This window comes from Kitasatospora sp. Root107, from assembly GCF_001424875.1.
Classification (GTDB): domain Bacteria; phylum Actinomycetota; class Actinomycetes; order Streptomycetales; family Streptomycetaceae; genus Kitasatospora.
Map to the genome: position 1 here is coordinate 19,236 of NZ_LMCT01000023.1, position 23,593 is coordinate 42,828.

General features: G+C 69.6%; 30 protein-coding genes, 2 tRNA genes and 2 pseudogenes. 13 read left to right on the top strand and 21 right to left on the bottom strand.

From position 1 onward, the window contains the following. Nucleotides 1–90 precede the first annotated feature (90 nt). Complete coding sequence (locus tag ASC99_RS20120) at nucleotides 91–1,434, bottom strand: sugar phosphate nucleotidyltransferase (RefSeq protein WP_057234033.1); 1,344 nt, start codon at nucleotides 1,432–1,434, stop codon at nucleotides 91–93. A gap of 368 nt (nucleotides 1,435–1,802) precedes the next feature. Here ASC99_RS20120 and ASC99_RS38740 point away from each other — a divergent pair, with 368 nt between their 5' ends. From ASC99_RS38740 to ASC99_RS20130, 3 genes are all read left to right on the top strand, one after another. Continuing rightward, a complete protein-coding gene (locus ASC99_RS38740) occupies nucleotides 1,803–2,255 on the top strand; it encodes a hypothetical protein (RefSeq protein WP_157531646.1) in 453 nt (150 codons plus the stop codon). Between the two features lie 150 nt (nucleotides 2,256–2,405). After that, nucleotides 2,406–3,347: a metallophosphoesterase gene (locus tag ASC99_RS20125; RefSeq protein WP_057234035.1), complete on the top strand. Its 942-nt coding sequence runs from the start codon at nucleotides 2,406–2,408 to the stop codon at nucleotides 3,345–3,347. A 99-nt stretch (nucleotides 3,348–3,446) separates the two neighbouring features. Then, nucleotides 3,447–3,520: transfer RNA gene (locus ASC99_RS20130), tRNA-Pro, on the top strand. An 84-nt stretch (nucleotides 3,521–3,604) separates the two neighbouring features. On the opposite strand, the gene ASC99_RS20135 is transcribed toward ASC99_RS20130, so the two are convergent. From ASC99_RS20135 to ASC99_RS20195, 15 genes are all read right to left on the bottom strand, one after another. Beyond that, complete coding sequence (locus ASC99_RS20135; protein ID WP_057234037.1) at nucleotides 3,605–4,753, bottom strand: site-specific integrase; 1,149 nt, start codon at nucleotides 4,751–4,753, stop codon at nucleotides 3,605–3,607. Next, nucleotides 4,750–4,998 carry a helix-turn-helix domain-containing protein gene (locus ASC99_RS40765; RefSeq protein ID WP_057234039.1) on the bottom strand — a complete coding sequence of 83 codons (249 nt, stop codon included), beginning with the start codon at nucleotides 4,996–4,998 and terminating at the stop codon, nucleotides 4,750–4,752. The genes ASC99_RS20135 and ASC99_RS40765 overlap by 4 nt, the downstream gene beginning before the upstream one ends. After that, the gene (locus tag ASC99_RS20145; protein ID WP_235502845.1) at nucleotides 4,991–6,358 is read right to left on the bottom strand and encodes a replication initiator; all 1,368 of its coding nucleotides are present in this window, start codon (nucleotides 6,356–6,358) and stop codon (nucleotides 4,991–4,993) included. The genes ASC99_RS40765 and ASC99_RS20145 overlap by 8 nt, the downstream gene beginning before the upstream one ends. Before the next feature lie 63 nt (nucleotides 6,359–6,421). Next, nucleotides 6,422–6,592, bottom strand: a complete 171-nt coding sequence (locus tag ASC99_RS39765; protein ID WP_200948367.1) for a hypothetical protein — start codon at nucleotides 6,590–6,592, stop codon at nucleotides 6,422–6,424. A gap of 5 nt (nucleotides 6,593–6,597) precedes the next feature. Continuing rightward, on the bottom strand, nucleotides 6,598–6,783 hold the full coding sequence (locus ASC99_RS20150) for a hypothetical protein (protein ID WP_057234041.1): 186 nt from the start codon (nucleotides 6,781–6,783) through the stop codon (nucleotides 6,598–6,600). A gap of 138 nt (nucleotides 6,784–6,921) precedes the next feature. Further along, nucleotides 6,922–7,470 carry a GGDEF domain-containing protein gene (locus ASC99_RS20155; protein WP_057234043.1) on the bottom strand — a complete coding sequence of 183 codons (549 nt, stop codon included), beginning with the start codon at nucleotides 7,468–7,470 and terminating at the stop codon, nucleotides 6,922–6,924. 77 nt (nucleotides 7,471–7,547) lie between these two features. Continuing rightward, nucleotides 7,548–8,081, bottom strand: a complete 534-nt coding sequence (locus ASC99_RS20160) for a hypothetical protein (RefSeq protein ID WP_057234045.1) — start codon at nucleotides 8,079–8,081, stop codon at nucleotides 7,548–7,550. A gap of 14 nt (nucleotides 8,082–8,095) precedes the next feature. Further along, entirely contained in the window at nucleotides 8,096–8,284 is a 189-nt protein-coding gene (locus tag ASC99_RS20165; RefSeq protein WP_057234046.1) for a hypothetical protein, read from the bottom strand. A gap of 13 nt (nucleotides 8,285–8,297) precedes the next feature. Beyond that, a complete protein-coding gene (locus ASC99_RS20170) occupies nucleotides 8,298–8,489 on the bottom strand; it encodes a mobile element transfer protein (protein ID WP_057234049.1) in 192 nt (63 codons plus the stop codon). 15 nt (nucleotides 8,490–8,504) lie between these two features. Beyond that, the gene (locus tag ASC99_RS20175) at nucleotides 8,505–9,182 is read right to left on the bottom strand and encodes a DUF2637 domain-containing protein (RefSeq protein ID WP_057234050.1); all 678 of its coding nucleotides are present in this window, start codon (nucleotides 9,180–9,182) and stop codon (nucleotides 8,505–8,507) included. A gap of 75 nt (nucleotides 9,183–9,257) precedes the next feature. Continuing rightward, the gene (locus tag ASC99_RS20180) at nucleotides 9,258–9,440 is read right to left on the bottom strand and encodes a hypothetical protein (protein ID WP_157531647.1); all 183 of its coding nucleotides are present in this window, start codon (nucleotides 9,438–9,440) and stop codon (nucleotides 9,258–9,260) included. Beyond that, a complete protein-coding gene (locus ASC99_RS40770; RefSeq protein WP_157531648.1) occupies nucleotides 9,437–9,610 on the bottom strand; it encodes a hypothetical protein in 174 nt (57 codons plus the stop codon). Before ASC99_RS40770 ends, ASC99_RS20180 begins: the two co-directional genes overlap by 4 nt. An 84-nt stretch (nucleotides 9,611–9,694) precedes the next feature. After that, entirely contained in the window at nucleotides 9,695–11,074 is a 1,380-nt protein-coding gene (locus ASC99_RS20185; protein WP_057234053.1) for an FtsK/SpoIIIE domain-containing protein, read from the bottom strand. Nucleotides 11,075–11,079: 5 nt separating this feature from the next. Next, nucleotides 11,080–11,427, bottom strand: a complete 348-nt coding sequence (locus ASC99_RS20190) for a hypothetical protein (protein ID WP_057234055.1) — start codon at nucleotides 11,425–11,427, stop codon at nucleotides 11,080–11,082. A gap of 137 nt (nucleotides 11,428–11,564) precedes the next feature. After that, entirely contained in the window at nucleotides 11,565–12,344 is a 780-nt protein-coding gene (locus ASC99_RS20195; protein WP_057234056.1) for a GntR family transcriptional regulator, read from the bottom strand. Between the two features lie 17 nt (nucleotides 12,345–12,361). Between ASC99_RS20195 and ASC99_RS20200 the strand changes: the two genes are divergently transcribed. Beyond that, nucleotides 12,362–12,832, top strand: a complete 471-nt coding sequence (locus ASC99_RS20200; protein WP_057234058.1) for an NUDIX hydrolase — start codon at nucleotides 12,362–12,364, stop codon at nucleotides 12,830–12,832. Nucleotides 12,833–13,227: 395 nt separating this feature from the next. Here ASC99_RS20200 and ASC99_RS20205 read toward each other — a convergent pair whose 3' ends face one another. After that, nucleotides 13,228–14,388 carry a DNA sulfur modification protein DndB gene (locus ASC99_RS20205; RefSeq protein ID WP_057234060.1) on the bottom strand — a complete coding sequence of 387 codons (1,161 nt, stop codon included), beginning with the start codon at nucleotides 14,386–14,388 and terminating at the stop codon, nucleotides 13,228–13,230. 284 nt (nucleotides 14,389–14,672) lie between these two features. On the opposite strand from ASC99_RS20205, the gene ASC99_RS20210 reads away from it, so the two are divergent. Continuing rightward, a complete protein-coding gene (locus ASC99_RS20210; RefSeq protein WP_157531649.1) occupies nucleotides 14,673–14,900 on the top strand; it encodes a hypothetical protein in 228 nt (75 codons plus the stop codon). Between the two features lie 159 nt (nucleotides 14,901–15,059). Then, nucleotides 15,060–15,118: transfer RNA gene (locus ASC99_RS38750), tRNA-OTHER, on the top strand. A gap of 108 nt (nucleotides 15,119–15,226) precedes the next feature. Here ASC99_RS38750 and ASC99_RS39770 read toward each other — a convergent pair. Further along, nucleotides 15,227–15,475 (bottom strand): hypothetical protein, encoded by a 249-nt coding sequence (locus ASC99_RS39770; RefSeq protein ID WP_057234064.1) that lies wholly within the window; start codon nucleotides 15,473–15,475, stop codon nucleotides 15,227–15,229. A gap of 87 nt (nucleotides 15,476–15,562) precedes the next feature. Between ASC99_RS39770 and ASC99_RS20220 the strand changes: the two genes are divergently transcribed. Together ASC99_RS20220 and ASC99_RS20225 are read left to right on the top strand one after the other, a co-directional pair. Continuing rightward, complete coding sequence (locus ASC99_RS20220; RefSeq protein ID WP_057234066.1) at nucleotides 15,563–16,264, top strand: maleylpyruvate isomerase family mycothiol-dependent enzyme; 702 nt, start codon at nucleotides 15,563–15,565, stop codon at nucleotides 16,262–16,264. Between the two features lie 617 nt (nucleotides 16,265–16,881). After that, nucleotides 16,882–17,643: pseudogene (locus ASC99_RS20225) on the top strand (collagenase); the annotation flags it as partial. Nucleotides 17,644–17,962: 319 nt separating this feature from the next. Here the strand turns inward: ASC99_RS20225 and ASC99_RS20230 are convergent. After that, nucleotides 17,963–18,961, bottom strand: coding sequence for a phosphotransferase family protein (locus ASC99_RS20230; protein ID WP_057234069.1), 999 nt, complete (start codon nucleotides 18,959–18,961; stop codon nucleotides 17,963–17,965). Between the two features lie 164 nt (nucleotides 18,962–19,125). Between ASC99_RS20230 and ASC99_RS20235 the strand changes: the two genes are divergently transcribed. Further along, the gene (locus ASC99_RS20235; protein WP_057234071.1) at nucleotides 19,126–19,725 is read left to right on the top strand and encodes a TetR/AcrR family transcriptional regulator; all 600 of its coding nucleotides are present in this window, start codon (nucleotides 19,126–19,128) and stop codon (nucleotides 19,723–19,725) included. Further along, a complete protein-coding gene (locus ASC99_RS20240; RefSeq protein ID WP_057234073.1) occupies nucleotides 19,718–20,065 on the top strand; it encodes a nuclear transport factor 2 family protein in 348 nt (115 codons plus the stop codon). The genes ASC99_RS20235 and ASC99_RS20240 overlap by 8 nt, the downstream gene beginning before the upstream one ends. Here ASC99_RS20240 and ASC99_RS20245 read toward each other — a convergent pair. Next, nucleotides 20,040–20,498, bottom strand: a pseudogene (locus ASC99_RS20245) (helix-turn-helix domain-containing protein); the annotation flags it as partial. The gene ASC99_RS20240 and the pseudogene ASC99_RS20245 sit on opposite strands and share 26 nt — an antisense overlap. Here ASC99_RS20245 and ASC99_RS20250 point away from each other — a divergent pair. Next, nucleotides 20,486–20,680 carry a hypothetical protein gene (locus tag ASC99_RS20250; RefSeq protein ID WP_057234077.1) on the top strand — a complete coding sequence of 65 codons (195 nt, stop codon included), beginning with the start codon at nucleotides 20,486–20,488 and terminating at the stop codon, nucleotides 20,678–20,680. The pseudogene ASC99_RS20245 and the gene ASC99_RS20250 sit on opposite strands and share 13 nt — an antisense overlap. A gap of 14 nt (nucleotides 20,681–20,694) precedes the next feature. Here the strand turns inward: ASC99_RS20250 and ASC99_RS20255 are convergent, their stop codons facing one another. After that, complete coding sequence (locus ASC99_RS20255) at nucleotides 20,695–21,387, bottom strand: TetR/AcrR family transcriptional regulator (protein ID WP_157531650.1); 693 nt, start codon at nucleotides 21,385–21,387, stop codon at nucleotides 20,695–20,697. A gap of 112 nt (nucleotides 21,388–21,499) precedes the next feature. Here ASC99_RS20255 and ASC99_RS20260 point away from each other — a divergent pair, with 112 nt between their 5' ends. Both ASC99_RS20260 and ASC99_RS20265 read left to right on the top strand, forming a co-directional pair. Further along, nucleotides 21,500–22,135, top strand: coding sequence for an NADPH-dependent FMN reductase (locus tag ASC99_RS20260; RefSeq protein WP_057234078.1), 636 nt, complete (start codon nucleotides 21,500–21,502; stop codon nucleotides 22,133–22,135). A 12-nt stretch (nucleotides 22,136–22,147) separates the two neighbouring features. Next, entirely contained in the window at nucleotides 22,148–23,581 is a 1,434-nt protein-coding gene (locus tag ASC99_RS20265; RefSeq protein ID WP_082598476.1) for a DHA2 family efflux MFS transporter permease subunit, read from the top strand. The last annotated feature ends 12 nt before the right edge of the window (nucleotides 23,582–23,593 follow it).

The window sequence follows — 23,593 nt, forward strand, 5'->3', positions numbered from 1 at the left end:
GTCGCTCACCGGCCGCAGGAGACGCCCGCGGCCGGGCCTGTCACTCCACCGGCCGGTCACGCCGCCGGAGCTGTCCCGCCTGCGGGCCGGTCAGACCCAGCGCAGGATGTCGTCGGAGCTGGTCAGTGCCGTCCCGGACGGCAGGTTGACCATCGCCGGGACCTTCAACCGGGGGTAGACGCTCACCCCCGACAACCGCGTCCCCGGCCACAGGAACGCCCCGTCACCCACGGCCGAGAAGCCGTCCAGGCGCACCGGCTGCGCGCGCTCCGACCGGATCTCCACCATCGGTCCGACATAGCTGTCCTTGATCTCCGCGTACGGGCCGATCACCGCCGAGTCGCCGCAGGACGCGCCGACCAGGCTGGCCCCCTCGCGGACCTCCGCACCGTCCCCTATGTCCGCGTACTCCAGCCGGACGTCGGCGCCGATGGTGACGTGGCGGCCGATCCTGACCCCCGCACCGATCTGCACCGTGCCGTTGGCGATCTTGTAGGCCAGCGTGGTCCCGGTGACGTCGTCGCGGGTGCCGAGCGAACTCTCGTGGACCCAGAAGCGCGGGCGCTCGCTGTGCGGCCTCGTCATCAGCTGGTTCATCTGCGGGTAGTCGCCGGCCAGCACGTTCCGCAGCGTGACCAGGTAGTCCTCGACGTTGCCGAGGTCGCCGAGCCGGGCGATGTGGTGCGCCGCCACCGGGTGGCCGTTGCGCACCAGCCAGGGCAGCAACTCCCCGCCCCAGTCCAGCCGTTGCTGGGCCTGGCGCATCAACTTCGGCTCCCGGGCGGCGGCCCGCAGCCGCCCGCAGTCGATCAGGTACATCCCCGCGTTGGTCGGGATGAGCCCGCAGCTGTCCCCGCTGATACCGGGGAAGAACTCGTGCACCTGGGCCAGGTTGGGCTTCTCCACGAAACCGGTGACCCGGCCGTCGGGGTCGGTCTGGACGGCGCCGTACTTGCCGGCCACCTCGATCGGGCTGCGGGCGACGGCCGCCACCGTCACCAGCGCGTCATTGGACTGGTGGGTGGCCCGCAGCTCCGCCAGCGAGAAGTCGAAGATCGAGTCGACCGGCAGGACCAGCGCCTCACCCGTGAGGTCCCACTGCTCCAGGTTGTGCAGGGTGGCCGCGCCGGAGCCGACGTTGTACCGGTCGAAGCTGGAGCGCGAGTACCTGACCTCGACTCCGTACCGCTCGCCGTGACCGAGCAGGAGCTTGACCTGGCTGCGGTTCTCCAGCCCCTGCGCGACCACGTAGAACCGACGGATGCCCTGCTCACGGCAGGCGTCGATCACCCACTCGATGAGTCGGCGCCCGGCGAACGGGATCAGCGCCTTACTACGGATGTAGTCAGTGGTTTCCAAGGTGATCGGTTTGGCCCGTTCACCTCTGCCTCCGGCCAGGATGATCCCGACCGTGTCACTGTCTCCCCCGGCCATCGCGTTCCTTCGCCTCGCATCGGCAACCTTGTCCCACGAGATTCAACATGTGCTGTCAAATCTTGTCAATCCCTCAGTTAATCGAGCCCCTCGGCAGGCCGGCGACAACTGCCGAGCGGCCCTCCCGGTGTCCGGATCAGGGCCCATTTGGACCGTCACGCCCCCATTTGAGCCAGCCTCCGGCGAATTTCCCCAATCGTCGTGATCACGACTCGCTGGGAGCATTTCCGGGCAATCGGCCGTGTTTCTCCCTCCTTTCCGCCGGGCAAATAATCGTCATCCACCGTGGCCGACTGATCACCCAATGCGCTATTTTCGATAGACACCATTGGCTGCGGGCCAATGGAACGAGCGGCGGGGGCCACGGCGTGACAGGCGGGATCGGCAAAGGAGCATTGACAGCGCCGCAAAGTCGGCGGGCTGCATTCTTCGATCTCAGGGGCGGCACCGGCGATTCGGTCGATCCCGCCAGAGCAGCGATGTACAGACACCGGGCCGAGGGCGATCTGGTGGTACTCCTGCTCCCGATTCTCGACGCAGAGTCGCAGGACGGCTACAGAGGGGCAGCAGCCGATGTCGTCCTCTATTACTCTCCCGGGCCCGGCGCCCCCAATAGTCGGCTCGCCATTGTTGTCGGGCTCATGGCAACAATGGAACTGTCGGCGTCCCGCTGCTTCGGCTACGGCGACCACCCGGCAAGCGCGGGAATGCTCTGCGCGGTCGGCAATCCACGCGTACTGGGCCACGATCCGGAAATGCGGAAGGTGGCCAAGGACCGGGGCTGGCCCACAATCGAAGCACCGTCTTCCGCGAATTCTTGACGGGACCTGTCAGAATACGTCGTCCGCCGCAGCTCGAAGCCGTTACCCGATCGGTCCGGCCGCAGGCCGAGCCACCACAGCCGTGTGCAGCGCCCGCAGTGCAGGCACCTCCCTGGCGTCCGAACGCCGTCCAGCTGAGATCATGGACCGATGCGACCTCTGTACTCCGTCCCGCTCGGAATCGCCGCCACCGGCGCCGCCTGCCTCGCCTACTCCGCCGGGTTCGAGGTCCGCTCGTTCCGGCTGCGCCGGGTCGAGGTACCGATCCTGCCGAAGGGTGCCAGGCCGGTACGAGTACTGCAGGTCTCCGACATCCACATGGTCAACGGCCAGGCCAAGAAGCAGCGCTGGCTGCAGAGCCTGGCCGGGCTCCGCCCCGACCTGGTGGTGAACACCGGCGACAACCTGTCCGACCCGCTCGGCGTACCCGCCACGCTGGACGCGCTCGGCCCGCTGCTCGACTTCCCCGGCGTGTACGTCTTCGGCTCGAACGACTACTACGGCCCGAGCCCGAAGAGCCCCACCCGCTACCTCGCAGCACTCAAGAGCGGCGTGCACGGCCTGAACAACCCCGACGGCTCCGGCCGACGCGGCATCACCGGCGCCGTCCACAACCCGTGGGAAGACCTCCGCGACGGCTTCGACGCGGCCGGCTGGCTCGACCTCACCAACACCCGCGGCCGGCTGAAGCTCGCCGGCCTGGACGTCGAGTTCACCGGCCTGGACGACCCGCACATCCGCCGCGACCGCTACAGCGAGGTCAGCGGCGGCCCGTCCGCGGACGCCGACCTCTCGGTCGCCGTCGTCCACGCCCCCTACCTCCGGGTCCTGGACGCCTTCACCGCCGACCGCTACCCCCTGATCCTGGCCGGCCACACCCACGGCGGCCAGCTCTGCATCCCCTTCTACGGCGCCCTGGTCACCAACTGCGACATCGACACCCGCCGGGTCAAGGGCCTCTCCGCCCACCGGGCCGGCGGCCACCAGTCCTACCTGCACGTCTCGGCCGGCTGCGGCACCAACCGCTACACCCCCGTCCGCTTCGCCTGCCCCCCCGAGGCCACCCTGCTCACCCTCACCCCCCGCCGCTGACCCCTGCTCAGCGCGCCGGGAAACCGGATTTCGTCTCTCGGCGACCGTCCGGTAGAGTTCTACTCGTTGCACCGGAGACGGAGAGCAACGAAGCAGGACCGGGGTGTGGCGCAGCTTGGTAGCGCGCTTCGTTCGGGACGAAGAGGCCGTGGGTTCAAATCCCGCCACCCCGACCCAGTAGTACGAGGTCAGGGCCCTATCGGAGAGATCCGGTAGGGCCCTGCTTCGTTGTGCGCTACTAACTGAGTGACTGAGCCTCAGAACAGGTCGTCCATCACCACGGCGCCGGTCTGGATCACCGGCCGGATCTGCTTCCGGTAGACCTCCTCGGTGACGGCGGTGCTGGAGTGGCCGACCAGGCGTGAGATCTCCTCCAGCGGCACGCCGTTGTCCGACAGCAGCGACACGAAGCTGTGCCGCAGCTCGCGCGGTGTCCACTCGGCGGCGTTCACGCCCTCCGCCTTGGCGATGGCCGTACGGAAGGCTCGGCGGACGTGGGAGGGGTCGAGCTCCGTGCCGACGGCGGAGTGGAAGACGAGGTTGTTCTCCTGCCACTTGTCGTCCGCCGCGTAGCGGTCCCAGCCCTGGTCCACCCAGTGGTCCCACAGTGCTTCGACACACCGGGCCGGGAGGGCGAGCGTCCGCCGGGACTTCCGGGTCTTGGTGTCCCCGCCGGCGCGGACCGAGCGCCAGACCGCCATGTGCGGCGGGACGGGCGGGGTGGCGTTCGGCTGGCCCTTGAGGAAGACGTGATCCCACGTCAGCGGGCGAAGCTCCTCGGTCCGGGCCCCGGTGAGCAGGGAGACCACGATGTACGCGTATATAGAGGTCTTCTCGGCCGCCTTGAGCACTGCCTCAGCCTGAGCGAACGTCAGTGCCTTCGACGGCCGGCCAGGCTGTCCGGTCGGGACGGAGCACAGCTCCACGACGTTGCGCTTCACCTTGTCCCTGGCCATGGCCCGCTTGACCGCCCGGTTCAGGCACGAGTGGATGGCCTCCAGGGTACGCGTGCTGAGCGTCTTGGACTTCCCGGCGAGCCACCGGTCGACTTCCTCCGCGCTCAGGTCACGGAGCTTGCGAGCACCGAGAGACGGCGTCACGTGGATGCGGCAGAGGCCGGCGCAGGTCTCCACGGTGCGCGGGTCGCGGCCGGTCAGACCGTAGGTCAGCCAGTCGTCCACCGCGTTGGCCACCGTGTAGCCGGTGGGCGCGATGGCGAGTCCGTCCTCGTGATCCCGGAGGATCTCCTTCAGCTTGTTCTTGGCCTCGGTCTTGGTCTTGCCACTCCCCCGCTTCACGATCCGCTTGCCGCTCGGGTCGTAGCCCAGGCTGGCGCTCGCGATCCAGCGCTGTCGCCGTTCGTCCCAGTGAAGCCCGCCATCTCCTCTACTCCTGCGCGCGGTCAACGGGTCACCGCTTCCTGCTCCAGGAGCGCCACGTACTCGGCGATGGCAGAGGCCGGGATGAACCGCGCCCGCCCCTCCTTGACCGTCCGAAGACGGCCGACCCGAATCAGGTCATAGATGACGGTCCGGCTCATGCGCAGGATCAGCATGGCGTCCGGCACTCGATAGAGCACGGGCACCGAGAACGGCCCGGCCTCAGAGCGCCTGTGCGGACGGCGAGTAATGGTCACTGCTGCGTCAGCCACGTGTCGGTTCTCCTTCGGTTCCGGGTGCGGGGGTGAGTGCTTCGGTGAGCCAGCGTTCGCCCGGGGTTAGGCCGACGCCGGCGAACGTCCAGTGGGCGAGGACGAGCGTGGTCGGTTCGGTGTCGTCCTCCGGGGTGGGCAGGGTCGGTGCGTCGGTGTGGGCGGTGGCTTGGGCTTTGCGCCAGGCGGCGCGGGCTTCGCGGAGGGCGCCGAGGGTGGTGGAGTAGCGGCGGGTCTTGGTGGAGAAGTGGCCCCGGAAGCCGAGCATGTGGGCCCAGGCTCGGAGGCGGAGTTCTTCGAGTTCGGGGCGTGCGCCGAGGGTCCAGCAGGTGCGGACGAGGCGGCGGGCGTGCTCGGTGAGGTTGAGGTGGGCGAGTTCGGCGAGGAGTTTGACGGGGCGGTCGAGGGTGCCGGTGGCGGTCTCGGCGCCCTTGGTGGCGTACTTGGCGATGTAGGCGGCGACGGCGCGTTCGGTGAGGGCGGTGCCGGCGGCGAAGTCGGCGGTGCGGATGGTGCGGATGTCAAGCTGCTTGCCGAAGGCGAAGGTGTGGGCGGTGCCGTCGAGGACGGGGCCGGGGATCTCGGTGGCGGTGACGGCTGCGCGGATGGCGTCGGCGAGGAGATCGGGTGTCGCCCAGGACGGGGGCGGGTTGTCGCCGCCTTCGGGACCGTCGAGGCGGATGACGGCGTGGAAGTGGACGGCGCCGCGCTTTTGGTACTCGGCGACCTTGGCGAAGGACACGCGGCCGTGGTCGCGGAACTCGCGTTGGGTGAGGCCGGCGCGCTTGGCGATCTCTCGGCGCAGGTAGATCGAGAAGCGGGCCCAGATCTTGCCTGCGTGGGCGTTCCAGAGCACGGCGGCGCGGTAGTCGTAGGTGTCCGGGTTGAGCGGCGTTCCCAACTCGGGCGCGCCTTCGGCGTGTTGGGTGCCGCAGCGGCAGCGTCCGGTGGTGGGGCGGTTGTGGACGACGCCGAAGCCGGGGGCGGTGAAGGTGGCGAAGACGCGGGGGTGTGCGGTGACCGTGGTGGGGGTGCCTTTGCCGCCGGTGAGTCCGGCGGTGATCAGGTGGTAGGTGTCGCGACGGTAGGTCTCGGCGCAGGCGGGGCAGCGGGTGGTGCGGCGGTTGTTGCAGCGCACGAGCAGGTGGCCGGCGGCGAGGTCGGTGGAGTTGAGGTGGTGGAGGACGGGACCGATCTCGCCGGTGGCGGTGTTGACGCTGTGTTCGGTGCGGTGGCCGTCGAGTCGGACGGGTCGGCCGCAGCCGCCGAGTCCGGCGAGTTGCCGCATGAGGGCGGGCATGGTGCCGAGTGAGGCGAGGGCTGCAAGGTCGGCGAGCGGCGGCGGGGCCGTGGCGGTCATGTGGGTCACCTCCGGTGTGACAGGGCCCGGAGCCGAGGGCGGGTCGGCTCCGGGGCCGTGCGGTCAGGATTTGTCGGCGGGCTTGGTGTGCTGGTCGGTCCAGGTCTCGGCGCAGACCTTGTGGGCGGGCTTGCCCCGGTCGGAGCGGAGGTTGGTGGGCTTGTCGCAGATGCCGCAGGGCTCGGCGCGCGGGGACCAGTGCTTCTTGTCGGACCAGTTGAAGTGGGCGCCCATGGCGATCAGGCCCGGGTGAGGGTGCGCCGGGTGGGGGCGGGGACGGTGCCGGTGCCGTGGCAGGTCGGGCAGTTCACCGGGACGGTGTCGCGGGAGCCGTCGGTCAGCCGGAGGCCGGTGGCGATGGCGACGCTGGCGAAGCCGGAGCAGTCAGAGCAGTGACGGGCCGGGGCGTGGTTGTGCTGGGGCATGATGAAGGTCTCCTTCGTGGGCTTCGGTTCAGGGAGGGTTGCGGTCTCCGGGGTGGCGGGATGCTTGGCGGTGTCGAGCCGCCCCGGGGACCGGTCTTGCTTGTCGGCGACGGGAGTTACCGTCCTGCCGTTCGCGATCTAACGACGGCGGGAGGTCCGGCCGTCGGGCTTGTGGGCGTACATGTCGCGGTCGGCCGCAGCGAGCGCGTCGGTGAGCGAAGGGGCCGGGAGGTCAGCGAGATGGCTGATGCCGACGGAGGCGCTTACCGCGAGCAGGTTGTCGAGGTACGGCACCGGCCTTAGGAGAGCCGTGCTCAGAGCCTCCAAGCGATCGGCGGTGTCCAGGGCGACCACCGCGAACTCGTCGCCGCCGAAGCGGGCGGCGGTACCGGTTCGGCCGCACCAGATGTGCAGGCGTTCGGCTGTCGCAGCCAGGACAGAGTCACCGGCCGCGTGACCGTAGGTGTCGTTGATCGTCTTGAAGTCGTCCAGGTCGATGAGCAGGACCGTGGTGCGCTCGGGGCACGCGCGGGCCAGGTGCTTGGCCCGGATGGTGAAGCCATCCCGCGTGTGTAGGCCGGTGAGCGGGTCACGGCGAGCGGTGGACAGTTGCCGGTAGAGCCAGGTGGTGTGGCTGGTCCAGCCGACGAGGGGAACGCCAGCGGCGAGGATCGGGGCGAGGTCCATGGTGCGGGTCCTTCCGGTGTGGGTTGCGGGCCCCGGGCGGCGGGATGCTTGGCGGTGTCGGGCCGCTCGGGGACCGGTCAGAGACCGAGGGAGAGCGCGCGGGCCGAGGCCCGGTCGAGCAGGTGGTGCACGTCGGCTTGCCGGGTGGTGGCACGGTCGTTGTATTCGTCCGGGGAGCTGACGGGCCGTCCGGTGGCGTGCAGGACTTCCATCACCTGGATGCGGGCCCGGCGGACGGTGTCCGGGGTGCCGTAGCCGTGGGCGAGGACGGCGGCCTGTGCGCCGAGGAGGCAGACCCGGCCGGCGGAGTCCCACAGCGCGCCCTGCACCCAGCCGAAGGCGTTGATGTAGCGCGAGGCGAGGCGGAGGTGATCGGCGATGCTCACCGGGGTCGGGCGAGCCGGGCGGTGAGCGATCCGGTCGAGGAACGTCGGACCGGTCTGCGGGAAACCGGCGTACCAGAGCTGCGCGGTGCTGCCGTAGTTGCAGATCAACGGGCCGACCGCCGTGGCAGCCACCGGGAGGGAGGCGAGATACGCCTCGATTTCCGCGATCAGGCCGGAGGCGTCCGGGGTGAGCGTGATCGGCGGTGCCAGGAGTGTGCTGGTCATGGCGGGTTGTCCCCTCACTTCTCGGTGACGGCGTTGACGCCGGAACGGGTGGTCTCGTCGATGACGGGGGCGAGGAAGGTGCCGGCGAGGTAGAAGCCGAAGAGGGCAATCAGGGCGGCGACCCACAGGCGGATGCCGAGGAGCTTGATCGCGGCGTAGGCGGCGCCGCCCAGGACGAGGACTAGGGGAAGGGTGATGTTCACGGCGGGGCTCCTGTCAGCGGACGGTGCAGCGGTGGGCGCGGGCGGCGATCTCAGCGGCGGGGCGTGAGTCGTAGTCGGCGGAGAAGCCGCAGCGCGGGGCGGTGCAGACGGCGGTGTGCTTCTCGCGGCCGTGGCCGTCGAAGTAGGTGGCGACCTGGACGGGACCGATGCGGATCGTGTTGCGCGGTCGGATCGGGCGGGGCATGGGATGGGCCTCCTGTCAGGCGAGTTGGGCGGCGATGGCGTCGGCGAACTGCGGCGGGACACCGAGGCGGACGCGCAGGGTGGCCGAGTCAATCGGGGAGCCGGTACGGGTCCGGTGTTCGTCGGCGATCTTGCGGGCGTGCTCGACCAGAGCGGCCGGAACAGCCACGGTCGGGATGGCCGGTGTCGGTGCGGCCGGGAGCGCGGGCACTGGTTCGGGAGCCTCGACAGCCTCGGGCGCAGGCTCGGCCACCGGGGCGGGCGGTGGTGCGATCTCGGGCTCGTAGAGCGGTAGTTCGGGCTCTGGCTCGGCCGGGTGCGTGGTGGTGGCGGTGTGCGCCAGGAGTGTGCCGCCGAAGAAGGCGAGGGCTGGCCAGCCGGCGACGAGGATTCGCAGCCAGGCCGGGACATGGTCGAGGTCGAGGAGTCCGGCGGTGGCGACGTTGGCACCGAGGGATGCGGCCAGGGCGATGGCGAACCAGGTCCAGGCGGCCCGCGCGGGGGAGCCGGTGGCCCGAAGGACGCGCATCCGGTGCCAGGCGGCGACCAGGAGCAGATCGACGGAGACGGGGTAGGCCCATGCCTTCCAACCGTGCTGCCCGGCGGCGTTGGCGAGGTCGTGGAGGTGGGCGAAGGACAGGGCGCCGGCAATAGCGGCCTGGACGAGTACGGCGTCCGTGCGGGGCAGTCGCATCGGGCCTTCTCCTTCCGGGAGTTGGGGCCGGGGCCGGGCGGGTATGCCTGCCGCCCGGCACCGGCGGATTTGGGGTCAGATGCTGCGGCCCGCGCAGTCGACGTAGTCGCCGGTGGAGTCCCGGTGCGGCTCGATGCAGCCGCCGTGTACGGGATCACTGGCGATGGGATGTTCGAAGATGCTGCTGTTTCCGGAGTTGGCTTCGGCGTCGGCGGCTTCCTGGTCCCCCCAGTGGTCGGAGGAGAGATAGCGGCTCACCGCTGAGTACCGGAGCCGAGGCAGGTCGGGCACAGGACCTCGACCTCTCCAGCGGGGTGGGTCTGCTTGCCCCGGCCGACGGTGTGGGTCTCAGTGACCCAGCCCTCTCCGGCACAGGCGGAGCACTTGGGCGGTGCGGGCTTGGTGCGGGTGGTTTTCCTGGCGGCCATGAGGCGGGTCCTTCCGGCTTTGGGCATGGCTCGGGTAGGGACTTGGCGCGAAGGCGGTCACGCCGACCGGACGGGAGGGGTGGGTCAGCCAGTGACGGGGCGGGGCTTGACCAGTGACGGGCCGCCGACCGGGGTGGTCACAGGCGGGACGTAGGGGCGGAAGGCCGCCAGCGCAGGCAGGACCGGGGCGAGGTGGGCGGTCTCCCGGCAGATCCGGGCGGCGTCCGCGAGGGACAGGTTCGGGGTCCGCATCCGGGACCAGCCGCCGGAGGAGTCACCGGCCACCGCCACACCGGGCATCTCCGGGGCGATCTGCGTTGCGGCGAGCACCGCCTCGGGCGAGATGTCACCGAGACCCATCTCCGCAGTCGTCTTGTCGTTGACGCGGTGAACTACGCGGCCGGTGAGCTGAGCGCGGAGCATCGTTGCGCCCTTGCCAAGCTCGGAGCCAAACCGCTGACCGCAGACCTCCAGGAACACCCCAGCGGCGCGACCGAGTTGAGCGAGGCGGATGAGCTGGGTGACCATGTGATCCCGGCGCTCCTCGTCCTTGCGGGTGGCGACCAGGAACAGTTCGGCGACCTCATCCACGATCAGCACCAGAGGCACCGGCCGCAGCTTGGCCGGCAGGCCCCAGATGTCCGAGGTGATCTCGTCATCGGGCACCGAACCGGTGATCCCCTGCTGGTCGCGGATCAGGTCGTAGCGGGCTTCCATCTCGGCAACCAGCTTGTCCAGCAGCGCACTTGCCTTGTCCGGGTCGGTCGCCAGCCCGGACAGGCGGGGAGCGAACGGCGCCTGTTCGACACCGAGCTTGCAGTCGATCCCCACCAACGCCACGTCCAGCTTGGCGAGACCGGTGATCAGGTTGCGCATGTACACCGACTTGCCGGTGAGCGTCGCGCCCAGGGTCAGACAGTGCGGGATGGCCCGGTAGTTGCGGACGAAGGCCGTACCGTCGTCCCGCAGCGCGACCGGGACCAGCAGCTCACCGGCCGGCAGCCGACGCGGCATCCGCACGTTGCGGAGCACGTCGAAGCCGGTCATCCGCAGTTCCACCACACCAGGCTTGACCGACGCCACGTGCACGGCGTGCACGCCCCAGGCGTGGCGAAGGCGTTCCGCCGAGGCGGCCACGTCCGCCGGTTCCTGGCCCGGTGCCAGCCGCAGGCGGACCCGCAGACCCGTCGAGGTCGGACGGACGCGGCGGATCTTCGGAGGGACCGGGCGGATCTCCCGTCGGGTGGTCGCCCGGGTGAGCAGGACCCGGAGCCGGGACGGGGCGACGGTGAGGCCGCAGGCATCCATCGTGCTGCCGTAGGTGGCGGAGAACCTCACCGCCGTGACCGGCAGACCGACCGCCGACCAGTACACCGCCGGAGCCTTGACCCGTGCGTACGCCGCACCACCGGCGACAGCGGCCACAGGACCGCCCACCTCGACCAGCGTCAGCAGCTCGGACACGGCACTCAGTCCTTCGCCGGAGCCGGGACCAGGGACGTGATGGCCATCGCTCGGAACGAAATCCCGTGCCGCTTCTGGCCGTTGAACTCGTTCTCCCAGTCACGGGCCTTGAGCCCAGTCACCGCCACCGGGTGACCGACCATCAGCCCCTCGGAGATCCCCGTCTCCGGAACGGTCACGGTGTAGAGGTTCGCCTCACCGTCATCGGCGAGGGTCAGACCCACGGTCATCAGCTTCGCGCCGGTCTCCCGGTCGAGGGCGATCTCGCCCGTCTGCTTGTTCACCAGCTTCGGCGCCGGCGGGATGACAACGAACACGAACGCGGTCGAAGTGTCGATCTTGAAGACGGCCATCATGCAGCTCCTCTAGAAGAGATTCCCTCATACACTCATGTACATGAGCCGGTAGATAGAAGAGTGCCCGACTCCTGTACATGAGTCAACCCGCCACGAGAAAGAATCTTGTGGCGGGCTGTCAGGGTGATGGTCCGTCAGTCGCGAGCTGCGAAGCGGTAGTCGAGAACGAACTGGTCAGCGGCCATGGTGGTGTCGCAGACCTCGACCACGCGGCCTTCGCTTGTGATCGCGTCCCGAACCAGATGGATGACAGGTGAGCCGGGGCTCAGCGCGAGAGCGGAGCTCTCCGCCTTGGTCGCCAGCCGGGCGCGCACGGTCTCCGTGAACTCGGCGAGCACGTAACCGCGTTCCTCCAGGCGGGCGTAGATCCCCCCGGGGCCGGGGTTCTCGGCGAACATCTCGGGGATGTCCTTGACCACATCCCAGGGCATGTACGACGTCGCCTCTTCGGTCGGGACCAAGTCGCGGAAGTACCGCCGCTTCCGGGCGAGCACCTGTGTGCCCGCGGGGATGCTCAGCCGCTCCGCGATCTCGGAGGGTGCTTCAGTTGGGCCAACGAAGAGGACCGTGATTGAGGGCTTGCCACCAGCCTGCTCAGTCTCAGCCAGATAGGCAGCCTTGCCCGCAAGCCGGTGGGCACGGCGGAACCGATCAGAGGACTTGCGCTGCACCGGGGGCCGAGAGCGGACGTAGGAGCCCCGGCCGTGGTGAGTCTCGATCAACTGCATCGTCCGCAATTCGGCAATCGCCTTCCGTACTGTGCCGGACGCGACGCCGTACCTTGCCATCAGCTCAGTTTCACTGGGCACCGCTGCACCGGGTGCCAACGCTCCGGAGCGGATCTGCGCCGCAATGTCGTCCGCGATCTGCAGATACTTCGCCTTGGCCGTAGAGGCCGCTTCACCGCTCGCCATAGTCCTTCTGTTCTCCTATCCTCCTGTACATGAGTAGCAGCCGCCGAGAAGCCCCGTCAACGCCGCTCCACTCCGTGTCGGTGGCCGGCGTCGTGGTCCGTGAGGATGGCCGGGTCCTGGCGATCCGGCGCGCCGACAACGGAACCTGGGAGCCCCCGGGTGGTGTGCTCGAACTCGGCGAGACGGTCGAGGACGGCGTTCGTCGGGAGATCTACGAGGAGACCGGCATCAAGGTCACCGTGGACCGGCTGACCGGGGTCTACAAGAACATGACCCGTGGCATCGTCGCGCTGGTCTTCCGGTGCCACCCCGAGGGCGGGAGCGAGCAGCTCTCGGAGGAGTCGACGGCCGTCGAGTGGCTGACGCCCGAGGAGGCCAGCGCCCACATGGGCGAGGTCTTCGCCGTACGGATCACGGACGCACTCCAGGACGACGCTCCCCATGTCCGTTCCCACGATGGGCGAACGTTGACCATGTCGGGGCGTTGAGTAAAAACCTTCTCTACGGGTTCAAGGCTCGCTGCGCTCGCGGCGCTGGCCGCACCGCTCGCCGTCGCTCCTGTCTTCGCCCCGCTTCGGCGGCGGCCGGCCGCGCCTGGAGGGCGGACGTAGGAGGGGGTGGCCAACCCGCCATGGCTGATGGCGGGCGGCTCCACGGTTTTACCCACCTGCCAGGACCGGGACCCGCACCGAGCAAGACCGGGGGGCCACTCGGCCAAATTGCGGTCAGGCCCAGAAGCCCTGACCGAGTCGCAACAGCTTACGGCCCCCCGATCATGCTCGGACCCAGACCAGACAGGACACCGGCCAAAACCGTTCCACCACCCGCATGCAAACGTCCGCGAGCCGCCTTGTGAGGAGCCGGCTCGCGGACGTATCCACGTCTAGAAGGTCTTGTTGATCTGCTTGAGCAGCCCTTCAGCAGCAGCTTCCCAAGCCGGCCGGCCGGAGCCGATCTTGCCTGTCTCAGGGTCAATCAGGTTGCCAGCGAAGGGAGTCTCCCTGACCGTGATCTTCTCGCCGGGCTTTGGAGCAGGGACGCGACGGTAGTCAACCTTGGCGAGAGCTGCCATCGCAGTCTTGATCGGGATCTTGTAGTCGACGTGCGCACGGTGCACGGCGTAGGCGATGGCATAGAGCACACCTGCGCTCGTTAGGTAGGTCTCCTCTCGCAGGCTCGCTGTGGTCCGATCACCTGCCACCACGGCCGCAATGTCCGGCCACTCCGCAAGGCCACGCCAGAGTTCGGTCAGCGTGTGGGCGGCTTCGGCCTCGTGGGCTTCCACGAAGTCGTTGACAGCCTTGTCCCAGCCCTTGGTGGTGCGCTGAGAGACTCCGATCAAGACCGTTCCGCTGAGGTATCGGATCGTCTTGAAGGAGAAGAGCTTCGCGCTCAGCTTGCCAGGCGAGTCCTTGAAGAACTCCACCCGGTCAGCACCATTACCGAAGATGGCGAGCTCTGGTCGCTGAACCATCTTGATCATCAGCCGGTTGACGGACTGGCGGCGGTCCATGCTCAAGCCGATGCTTGCGGACGGCGGCTTAGCGTTCCGCTGCAGGTCGGTGAAGTCCTGTGCGCGGTTGAGCGGGTTGTCGTCAATCACCACGACCAGTGGTTGTCCGGATGCCCGGATCCGCTGCATGACCGGATCTTCGTCTTCGCTATGTGCCTGGATGACGTCCGAGTAGGCGCCGATCCGGTGCTGGCCGTCACCGACGTCGAACTGTGCTCCGTAGTTGAGGTAAAGAGTGCCCGGCACGATTGCCCGGTTTTCCTTACCGGGTTCCGGCTCAAACCGAGCTTCGGACCGCTTTGCATAGAGGACGACGGCACCAAGGACGAAGTGCTCCTCGCTCTCCAGGTACTCGGCGATGCCCTTGCGGTGAGCCTTGTCCTGGGGGCGGTTCCCGTGCGGTGACGAGCCCACGGGATTCCACGGGTCGGGCTGCGCCACCGTCTTGACCAGTGCCACGGGATCCATGGCAGTGGTCACCATGAGGCGACTCCCCTGCCGGTATCCGATGCCAGGCATCTGTAGCTCCATGACAACTCCCTACGTCAATCCAAACTAAACCGACTACGCGGGACCGTGGCCTCGCCTCTTGCGTAGAGCCTACTACGCGAGATCTAGGCTAGGCAAACGACGTAGCTCCCAAAAATTTTGACGTAGCCGAGTGGTAGGTGAGAGGGAGTCCGAGCCTGCGACGTGACAGAACGGGGGTGCTCCGATAGGCGCCGGCCACTGGCATGCTCACTACGCCATCGGGCGGGAGTCCCGTGGCGGACTTCTTGCGGCGCCCGCATTCTGGTGATCAAAGAGTCCGGGGCGTGGCCGCACAGGAGGAAGCCATGAAGGTACAGGTCAAGATGGACGACGTGGACATCAGGCTTGGCAACAACGGGATCCTGCTGAAGATTTCAGACAACGACGGTAAGCACGTTGGCGACCTGCGCATCGGTAGGGCCACCGCCGAGTGGATGAAAGGCCGTACTCACGAGGGCAACGGCAAGAAGATCTCGATCAGCAAGCTGATCGAGGCTCTGGAGAACCTGTGATCTTGGCGTGGGTCGGCGGCGGATCTGACAACCAGGGCTGACAACGCACACTGCGAAGCTGAGTGTCTAACTGCGCTACAACGAGCCTGTACTTCGGCGGACAACCACGGACGTTCGGGGACTGTCTGTGCAGGTCATCGGCGCTACTCCCCCACGTCAGGGGAGCGCCCGAGTTGGTTCGGGACGAAGAGGCCGTGGGTTCAAATCCCGCCACCCCGACCCAGTAAGACCAGCTCACGCTCCGGGTACCGCAGCGCGGTCATGCTGCCGCCGAAGACGCAGCCGGTGTCCAGGCAGATGGTGTTGTTGACTCCCGGCCGCCCGCCCTACTGACCGTTCCTCAGTAGAGCGCCGGGCCCCGCGACCGGTGACCCGAGCGACATCCGCCGACGGACTTCGAGCGCTTCCTCCCAGAACCGGGTCAGACCCTCGATCAGCTCTTCGGGCACCAGCCCGTCGCGGCCGGCCGGACCAGCCACCTGGCGAAACCGGACTGCCGCCAGTGCACCGCACGCTCCCCCGACGCTGCATTTGCGGACGTACCCGAGATCGCCAATCGCCTGCGCGACCCGCATCCAGGTTGTCTCCGCCACAGCGTCCGGCCGGTTCAGCCCATTGAAGACCGTCCGGTCGAGACGCCAACCCGCCGCTACAGTACGGCCGTGATCAACATCATCGAGGAAGTCACCCGCTCCGGAGCACGGCTCACCAGCGCCCTTGACGCACTGACCGACACGGACGTCCATGCGCCCTCGACGATCCCCGGCTGGACGCGTGGCCACGTCATCACCCACCTGACCGGCAGCGTGGACGCGTACCTCTGGCTGCTGGCCGTGGCCCGTACCGGCGCCGAACCCGGCCCAAGGACAGGTGCCAAGGCTCTCGACGGCACCGACCGCCCAGCCGCCGACCTCGCCACCGACCTGCGCGCCCGCCTCGCCCGCCTGGCCGAAGCCGCCGCGTCGATGCCCACCGAAGCCTGGGACACCCTGGTCACGGCACTGGCCGGCTGGCGACACCCGGCCTGGTACACGCTTCATCGCTGCTGGCGGGAACTGGAGCACCACCACGTCGACCTGGACATCGGCTACCGCCCGGCCGACTGGCCCAGGACGTACGTGACATGGGCCCTCGACGACACCCTCAACACGCTCGCCGCCCACGACTTCCCGCTCAGCCGCGTCGAAGCCCCCGACCTCGGCCGCTCCTGGACTCTCGCCACGACCGGCCCCACCCTCACCAGCACCGGCCATGCCCTCCTCGCCTGGCTCAGCGGCCGCGCGAACGACGCTCCACTCGCCTCCGACCGTCCGCTGCCGGACCCGCCCAACTGGCCGCTACCACCGGCCCCCGGCTGGAACTGAGTACGGTGACCTCCTGAGCCGCGCTCGGCGCGAGCGGCGACACGGACGGGTCACGAACAAGTCCAAGCCGGCCAGGGCTACGGCTGCTGTTCAGCCAGCGGGTTGAAATTACCGCAGCCCTGAGCCGCCACGCTGCGTGCCATCGGGGCGAACCGGCCGTGGGTTCGAATCCCGCCACCCCGACCCGGTTCAGAGGGCCCATCAGCTAAATCTGACGGGCCCTCTGGCGTTCCTGCCGGCAGCGCAGTACAGCTCCGGCGCGGGCGTGGCCGGAGTGACCAGTGAGCTCACTGGCGTGTCCCGCTCTCCTCGCTGCTCCCCGGTCCCGGGGAAGTGTGCGCGGCAGTCCCGGTGAAAAGTATTGAAAAGCAATGTGACGTGTGCCATTTTACTCCGCAGCCCGTCACGGACGGGACGTCCGCTCCAACCCCCAGGAGTGAATCTTGCGTGCCATAGCCACCGCTCTGCTGATCGCGGCCATCGCGGCTACCCCCCTCCAGACCGCCCAAGCCGCCCAGGCTGCGCCCAAGCCGGACCAGGTCTCGACGGACGCGGGCCAGCGCCCCGCCCACGGCAGCACCCAGGGCGCCCCCGGCGCGACCGGGACCACCGGCGGCAGGCTGGAGTCGCGCATCCTGCCGATCGTCCACACCTGCAGCCCGTCGCTGCGGATCCGGGCACAGGAGATGACCGCCGCCCAGCTGGCGGCGACCTGCACGAGCCTGGCCAACCAGGACGCCTACTTCCACAACGTGGTCAAGGACTCGGGTCCGGTCGCGAACGACTACAACACCACCCTGGAGGTCGACGTCTTCAACTCGAGCGCCGACTACAAGGCCAATGCGGGGAAGATCTACGGCATCGACACCAACAACGGCGGCATGTACCTGGAGGGTGACCCCGCCAGGACGGGCAACCAGCCCCGGTTCATCTGCTACGAGCGCACCGACGTGAGCCCCGGCTGGCAGATCTGGAACCTCAACCACGAGTACACCCACTACCTCGACGGCCGCTTCGACCTGTACGGCGACTTCAGCGCCAGCCAGACCACCCCGACCGTGTGGTGGGGCGAGGGCTTCGCGGAGTACATCTCCTACTCCTACCGCGGCGTCACCTACGCCAACGCGGTGGCCGAGGCCGGCAAGCACACCTACTCGCTGCGCACGCTGTTCGACACCACCTACAACAACACCGACACGAACCGCACCTACAACTGGGGCTACCTCGCCGCCCGCTACATGATCGAGAAGCACCCGGCCGACGTCACCGCCGTGCTCGGCTACTACCGCACCGGAAACTGGACCGCCGCGCGCTCCCTCCTCACCTCGCTGAACTACGAGAGCGACTGGAACACCTGGCTGACGGCCGTGGCCGCCGGCGCCTGACCCGTACGTCCGCCGCGACCGGACTCCCCTCCGGTCGCGGCGGACGGTTGTCCTCAGCAGGACCGGGTGCGAATCCCGCCACCACTGCCCGGTTCAGAGGGCCGGTCAGAATCTGACTGCCCCTCTGCCGTCGTGCTCCGGCGTCCGGTCAGGCGCCGGCGTGCCCGAGCGGGCGGGGAGGGCGAGGCGGCGGGCGGCTTCGGTCAGCTCAGCGGGGGTCGCGGCGGCAGCGAAACCGAGGTGCAGGCCGAGAGTCGCAGGTGCCGTAACCCGCGGGTTAGGGTACTGCTTTCCGGTCGGATCTGACTGCCTGTCAGTAGATTGAGGCGAGCACCTGCCCGAGGTTGTACTCGGCGATTCCCGCCATGACCGCGCGGTCCGGGAAGTCGCCGTCGAGGAGTCGGAGCGGGCCCGCGACGAGGGACAGGCGCATCGCCAACGTGTAGAAGGCGAGGCGCTGTTCGTCCAGGCCGCCGCTGTCCAGCCACCGGTAGTGCTCGTCGAAGCGGATCCGCAGGAAGACGTGCTCCCACTCGACGTCGAAGAACATCAGGCCCTCGATGTCGATGAGGACAGGGTGCCCGTCCCCGTCCACCAGGACGTGGTCCGGCCCGAGCTCCCCGTGGATGAGCCCGTACTCCGAGCGCGGGTGCACCGCAGCGGCCAGTCGGCGGACGGTGCCCTCCAGTTGGGAGCGGACGTCGGCGATCCGCAGATCGCGGGCGGCGGCTTCGGCGAGGTCCTCGAGTGCGCGGTCGAGGACGACCTGTTCGCACGAACTCCCGTCGGAGACACCGCCGTTGTCGATCAGCGCGACCTTGCCGAAGCGCGGCCCCGAGTGCCGTCGCAGCACGTCGAGCGCCTCGGCGAGCCGGGCCAGGGTCGGTTCCGCCCGACGCGGGTCGCGGTGGAGCAGTGCCTCCAGGCTCTCGCCCGGCACGTCCTCCACCACCGCGACGTCGGCCGGGTAGTGGGTTCTGCTCCGGTCGGCCAGCCGGATCCGGGGCGTGCGGATCCCGAGGGCGTCCAGGTGTCTGTTCGCGGCCTCGAACAGGTCGATGCCGGAGGCGTGCGAGAAGGGATCCGCATGGTTGTCGGCGGCAGCGACCTGCGAGGTGGGCCAGTAGTTCTCGGCGTCGTCCCAGATGTAGAGGATCGCGGTGGAGTCGTCGTCGTAGGTGAGACGGTAGACGCCCTTCTTGCTGCCGCCCCGCAGCCGCGACACGCTGACGAGGTGACGTCCGGCTCCCCCTGCCGCATGGGCGACTCCGGCCAGCTGATCACGCGTGACAGCCCTGCGCACCACGTCCATCAGGCGTCTCCCCCCGCACGTCGATTGGCCGAGTCGGGGCAGCCGAGACCCGCCTCGGACACCCCGCCCCACCCCGTGATCGCGATCCTAACCGGGCCGGCGACGGCAGGGGCGGCGCGCGTGCTATTTTGTGAGCAGTCGTTCAACTACCAGGGAGGGTAACCGTGGGGCGCAGGCAACTCTGGGACCGGGCCGAGGTGTTGGCCTCCGCCATGGGGTTGTTTCGCCGTCGGGGTTACCAGGGCGCCTCGCTGCGGGACATCGAGGAGGCGACGGGGCTGCACCCGGGCAGCCTGTATCGGACGTTCCAGAGCAAGGACGGGCTGTTCCAGGCCGCTCTGGAGGCCTACAACGAGCAGGTGGTGCAGGGGCGGGTCCGGGTGCACCTGCTGGAACCGACCGATCCGCTGGCGGGCATCCGGTCGTTCTTCACCTCGGCGTTCGGGACCGGTCTCGAACCCGACCCCGGCTGTCTGCTCACCAATACCGCGGTGGAGTCCTTCACCGTCCCCCAGGCTGCCGCGGGGGTGCGGCAGGGCCTGGAGACCATCGAGGCCGGGTTCGCCGACGCTCTGACGCGGGCCCGTGCACTGGGGACCGTTCCGGCCGACCTGGATGTCGAGATGACGTCAGTTCAGCTTCTGACGCTCTATCAGGGGCTCCTGGTGCTGGTCCGGGCCGGCACACCGATCACCAAACTGCACACCGTCACCGATGGCGCGCTCGCGTCGATCGGCCCACGAAAGAGGGACAGCGATGAGTGACTCACAGCAGCTCTGGACGGACTACGCCGCCTGCTGGTCGGCCGAGGAGGGCGAGCGGGTCGCCGCGCTCGGGGAGGTCGCGGTGGACGAGATCGGGTACCGGGACCCGGGCACCGAGGTCAGCGGCCTGACCGAACTGGCCGCCTACATGGCCGGGTTCGCCGCTGCGTTCCCCGGTCACCGGTTCCGCATCGACGAGGTGCTCGACCACCACGACCGCTCCCTCGCCCGGTGGACCCAGCTCAGCGAGCAGGGCGAACCCGCGATGGCGGGCGTCAGCACCGCGCTGCACCGCGACGGCCGGCTCGCCGACGTCACCGGGTTCTTCCTCCCGGCGTGACGGGTCTCTGCTGTCGGCGGTACCGGCCGGGGGCGAGGCCGTACTCCCGCTTGAAGGCGTTGCCGAAGGCGAACTCCGAGCTGTAGCCGACCTGTTCGGCCGGCGCACTGAGCGGGCTGTCCGACTCCCGGAGCAGGCGGGCAGCCGTCGTCATCCGCCACCAGGTCAGGCAGCCGAGCGGCGGTCGGCCGACCATCGCGGCGAAGCGCCTGGCGAAGGCGGCGCGGGAGAGTCCACCCTTGGCGGCGAGGAGTTCGACCGCGGCGCGGATCTCGGGGCGGTGACCGGACCGGGCGGGCAGGTGCAGGGCGTCCGGGAGGTCCCGGAGCAGTGGGTGGGCCCGGGCAGGATCAAGCGGGTAGGCGCCGCACAGGGTGACGGTGGCAGGGTTGGCGCCGTCCGGCCGCCCGCCCACGGACGGTGTGCCGGGAGGCCGCCCGTCGGCGGCTGGTCGACACCGGGTGGCCGCTCGGGATCGTGGACGGCGCGCTCGACTTCCTCGCGGCCCGGGTCGACGCGCCGGAGTCGGTCACCAGCACGGTCCGGGACGTCACCGGCACTCCGGCCCGGAGCCTGCGCGACTGGACTGCCGACCACGCCGACCTGTTTCGCTGACCTCGGCCGGGGGCCTAGGCGCGGCCGGCCCGGTACGCCCGCAGGAAGGCGAGCACGCCACCCTCGATCAGGCGGTCGGTCTCCTCCTTGGGCAGCGGCAGGACGCCGTAGTGCGAGAGCTGCACGATCGAGTGCGAGGACAGCGCCGTGAAGTGCGCACCGGCCATCGCCGCGTCCCCGTGCAGGTCGATCAGGCCCGCGTCGGCCAGGCCGGTCATCGCCTCGGCGAGCGCGCGGCCGACCGGGCCGGGGCCCGCGTCCTTCCATGCCTCCAGCACCTCGGGCGGCACATGGTCGGCCTCGGCGTGGATGTGGCGGACCAGGGCGAAGTGGTTCGGGTAGTCGGCCATCAGGCCGACGAACGCGCGGGCCAGCGCGGTCAGATCGCGCGCCAGATCATCCGGGTGCGGTGGCCGCTCCGGGTCCAACAGGGCCTGCAGACGGGCCAATTGAGCCTCCCGCACCTCCCCCGAAGTCCAGGTGACGACGGTGCGGAAGAGGTCGGCCTTGCCGCCGGGGAAGTGGTTGTAGAGCGTGCGGGTGGAGACGCCGGCTGCGGCCGCGAGCGCGTCGACCGAGGCACGGGCGTAGCCCTCGCGGCCGAAGACCGAGCAGGCCGCACTCGCGAGGGCGATCTGCTTCTCCAGCTTCCGGGGCGAGACCTCGCGCCGGGCCTTCTCCATCCAAGCCTCGTTGCCGCTGCTCACACATGCCTCCCAGGAGAATTACAACGACCGTTGCACTTTCGACAACGCACGTTGTACTTTACCGGAGGGGAGGCCGCGACGGGCGGTCACCCCACGAGGAGGGGACACCACCATGCCTGCCAGCGAAGCCGTACCCGCTGCCGTCAGCACCACCCACGAGGACGCACCGCTGCGCGTGGCGGTCATCATCGGCAGCGTCCGCGAGGGGCGTCAGGGCCCGGCCGTCACCGACTGGTTCGTCGGGGCCGCCGCCGCTCAGGCCGGCCTGGAGCTGGACGTCATCGACCTGGCCGAGGTCAACCTGCCGCTGGTGATGCCCGGTTGGGGTGGTACACCGAGCCCGGAGACCGCCGCCGCGCTGGCGGGCGTGACGCCCCGGCTGGCCGCCGCCGACGCGTTCGTGGTCGTCACCCCCGAGTACAACCACAGCTTCCCGGCCGCGCTGAAGAACCTGCTCGACTGGCACCACCAGCAGTGGCACGCCAAGCCGGTCGGCTTCGTCTCGTACGGCGGACTCGGTGGCGGCCTCCGCGCCGTCGAGCAACTCCGGCTGATCTTCGCTGAGTTGCACGCCGTGACGGTGCGCGACTCGGTCAGCCTGCACGGGCCGTGGTCGGGGCTCGGGCCGGACGGGGCGCCGCGCGACGCCGCCGTGACCGAGGGTGCGGTCAAGGGGATGCTCGGCCAACTCACCTGGTGGGGACGGGCCCTGCGGGGCGCCAGGACCACCCGCCCGTACCAGGGCTGAGGGAGTCGGGGGATGACCACCACAGCGGGTCGGGGGATGACCGCCGCTCAGCTCGTCGAGGCGCCGCAGCAGCCGGCTCGGGCCCTGCCCACGGCCCTCCGCCGCACCCTCACCGTCACGATCATCGGCTCGATGATGGCGGTGCTGGACACCACGATCGTCAACGTCGCCCTGCGCAGCCTGGCCGAGACCTTCCAGGCCCCGCTGGCGACCATCCAGTGGGCCACCACCGCCTACACGCTGGCACTCGCCGCCGTGATCCCGACCGCGGCCTCGGCGATGGGGCGGATCGGTGCCAAGCGCAGCTATCTGACCGCCCTCGCCCTGTTCACGCTCGGCTCGGTGCTGGCCGCCTTCGCCTGGGACGCGGGCAGCCTGATCGCGGCCCGCGCCGTGCAGGGGCTCGGCGGCGGGCTGCTGATGCCGGTCGGCATGACGATGGTGATGCGCGCCGCGGACGGTGCGCAGCTCGGACGGGCGATGGCGCTCGGCGGGCTGCCCATCCTGATCGGTCCGGTGCTCGGTCCGGTGCTCGGCGGCTGGCTGCTCGATGCCGCCTCCTGGCACTGGATCTTCCTGGTCAACCTGCCGGTGGGGGCCGCCGCCCTGGTGCTCGCCGCGAAGCTGCTGCACTCCGATCGGCCGAACGACTCCTCGGCCGCGCCCAAGCTGGACCTCCCCGGTCTGCTGACGCTCTCGCCCGGTCTGGCACTGCTGCTGTTCGGCCTGGCCAGGGGCGGTGAACAGGGCGACTTCACCGCCGCCGGAGCGCTGCTCCCCACGCTGGCCGGGACGCTGCTGGTGGCCGCTTTCGGGTGGCGGGCCCTGACCGCGCGTCAGCCGCTGCTGAACCTGCGGCTGCTGCGCGACCGCAGGTTGGCCGCCGGGATCGGCACGCTCGCGCTGTTCACCGGCGGCTACTTCGGCTCGATGCTGCTCGGCCCGGTGTACTGGCAGCAGGTCCGGGGTGTGAGCGCCACCGAGGTCGGGCTGCTGGGCGCGCCGATCGGGCTGACCGTCGGCCTGACCCTGCAGGTCGCCGCGCGGCGGATCGACCGGGTGTCACCCCGGCGTCTGATCACCACCGGCGTCGCCCTGGGCGCGCTGGGGATGGCCCTGACGGGATTTCAGGTCGGCGTACCGGAGGTGGCCGCCTGGCGGGTGGTGGGCTCGGCGATGGTGATGGGCGTCGGCGCCGGGATGGTGCTGCTGCCGACCATGACGACCGCGACCCGCGACCTGCCGAAGGACCAGCTGGCGGCGGCGAGCACCGTACTGAGCATCAACTCGCAGGTCTGGGCCTCGGCCGGGACCGCGCTCATCTCGGTACTGCTGGGCTCGGCGGGCACGGACCCGGCGGGGTTCAGGCTCACGTACGTGGTCGCGGCGGGCCTGCTGGCGCTGGGGCTGCTGCCCGCCGCACTGCTCCCTGGGCGCCGGGCCTGAGCAGCGGCCGCG

What these genes read in the sequence shown, in the direction of transcription:
- ASC99_RS20120 (WP_057234033.1), bottom strand. Translation starts at nt 1,434, where the DNA reads ATGGCCGGGGGAGACAGTGACACGGTCGGGATCATCCTGGCCGGAGGC.
- ASC99_RS20125 (WP_057234035.1), top strand. Translation starts at nt 2,406, where the DNA reads ATGCGACCTCTGTACTCCGTCCCGCTCGGAATCGCCGCCACCGGCGCC.
- ASC99_RS20145 (WP_235502845.1), bottom strand. Translation starts at nt 6,358, where the DNA reads ATGACCGCCACGGCCCCGCCGCCGCTCGCCGACCTTGCAGCCCTCGCC.
- ASC99_RS39765 (WP_200948367.1), bottom strand. Translation starts at nt 6,592, where the DNA reads ATGGGCGCCCACTTCAACTGGTCCGACAAGAAGCACTGGTCCCCGCGC.
- ASC99_RS20150 (WP_057234041.1), bottom strand. Translation starts at nt 6,783, where the DNA reads ATGCCCCAGCACAACCACGCCCCGGCCCGTCACTGCTCTGACTGCTCC.
- ASC99_RS20155 (WP_057234043.1), bottom strand. Translation starts at nt 7,470, where the DNA reads ATGGACCTCGCCCCGATCCTCGCCGCTGGCGTTCCCCTCGTCGGCTGG.
- ASC99_RS20160 (WP_057234045.1), bottom strand. Translation starts at nt 8,081, where the DNA reads ATGACCAGCACACTCCTGGCACCGCCGATCACGCTCACCCCGGACGCC.
- ASC99_RS20170 (WP_057234049.1), bottom strand. Translation starts at nt 8,489, where the DNA reads ATGCCCCGCCCGATCCGACCGCGCAACACGATCCGCATCGGTCCCGTC.
- ASC99_RS20175 (WP_057234050.1), bottom strand. Translation starts at nt 9,182, where the DNA reads ATGCGACTGCCCCGCACGGACGCCGTACTCGTCCAGGCCGCTATTGCC.
- ASC99_RS40770 (WP_157531648.1), bottom strand. Translation starts at nt 9,610, where the DNA reads ATGGCCGCCAGGAAAACCACCCGCACCAAGCCCGCACCGCCCAAGTGC.
- ASC99_RS20190 (WP_057234055.1), bottom strand. Translation starts at nt 11,427, where the DNA reads ATGGCCGTCTTCAAGATCGACACTTCGACCGCGTTCGTGTTCGTTGTC.
- ASC99_RS20195 (WP_057234056.1), bottom strand. Translation starts at nt 12,344, where the DNA reads ATGGCGAGCGGTGAAGCGGCCTCTACGGCCAAGGCGAAGTATCTGCAG.
- ASC99_RS20205 (WP_057234060.1), bottom strand. Translation starts at nt 14,388, where the DNA reads ATGGAGCTACAGATGCCTGGCATCGGATACCGGCAGGGGAGTCGCCTC.
- ASC99_RS39770 (WP_057234064.1), bottom strand. Translation starts at nt 15,475, where the DNA reads ATGCGGGTCGCGCAGGCGATTGGCGATCTCGGGTACGTCCGCAAATGC.
- ASC99_RS20230 (WP_057234069.1), bottom strand. Translation starts at nt 18,961, where the DNA reads ATGGACGTGGTGCGCAGGGCTGTCACGCGTGATCAGCTGGCCGGAGTC.
- ASC99_RS20240 (WP_057234073.1), top strand. Translation starts at nt 19,718, where the DNA reads ATGAGTGACTCACAGCAGCTCTGGACGGACTACGCCGCCTGCTGGTCG.
- ASC99_RS20260 (WP_057234078.1), top strand. Translation starts at nt 21,500, where the DNA reads ATGCCTGCCAGCGAAGCCGTACCCGCTGCCGTCAGCACCACCCACGAG.
- ASC99_RS20265 (WP_082598476.1), top strand. Translation starts at nt 22,148, where the DNA reads ATGACCACCACAGCGGGTCGGGGGATGACCGCCGCTCAGCTCGTCGAG.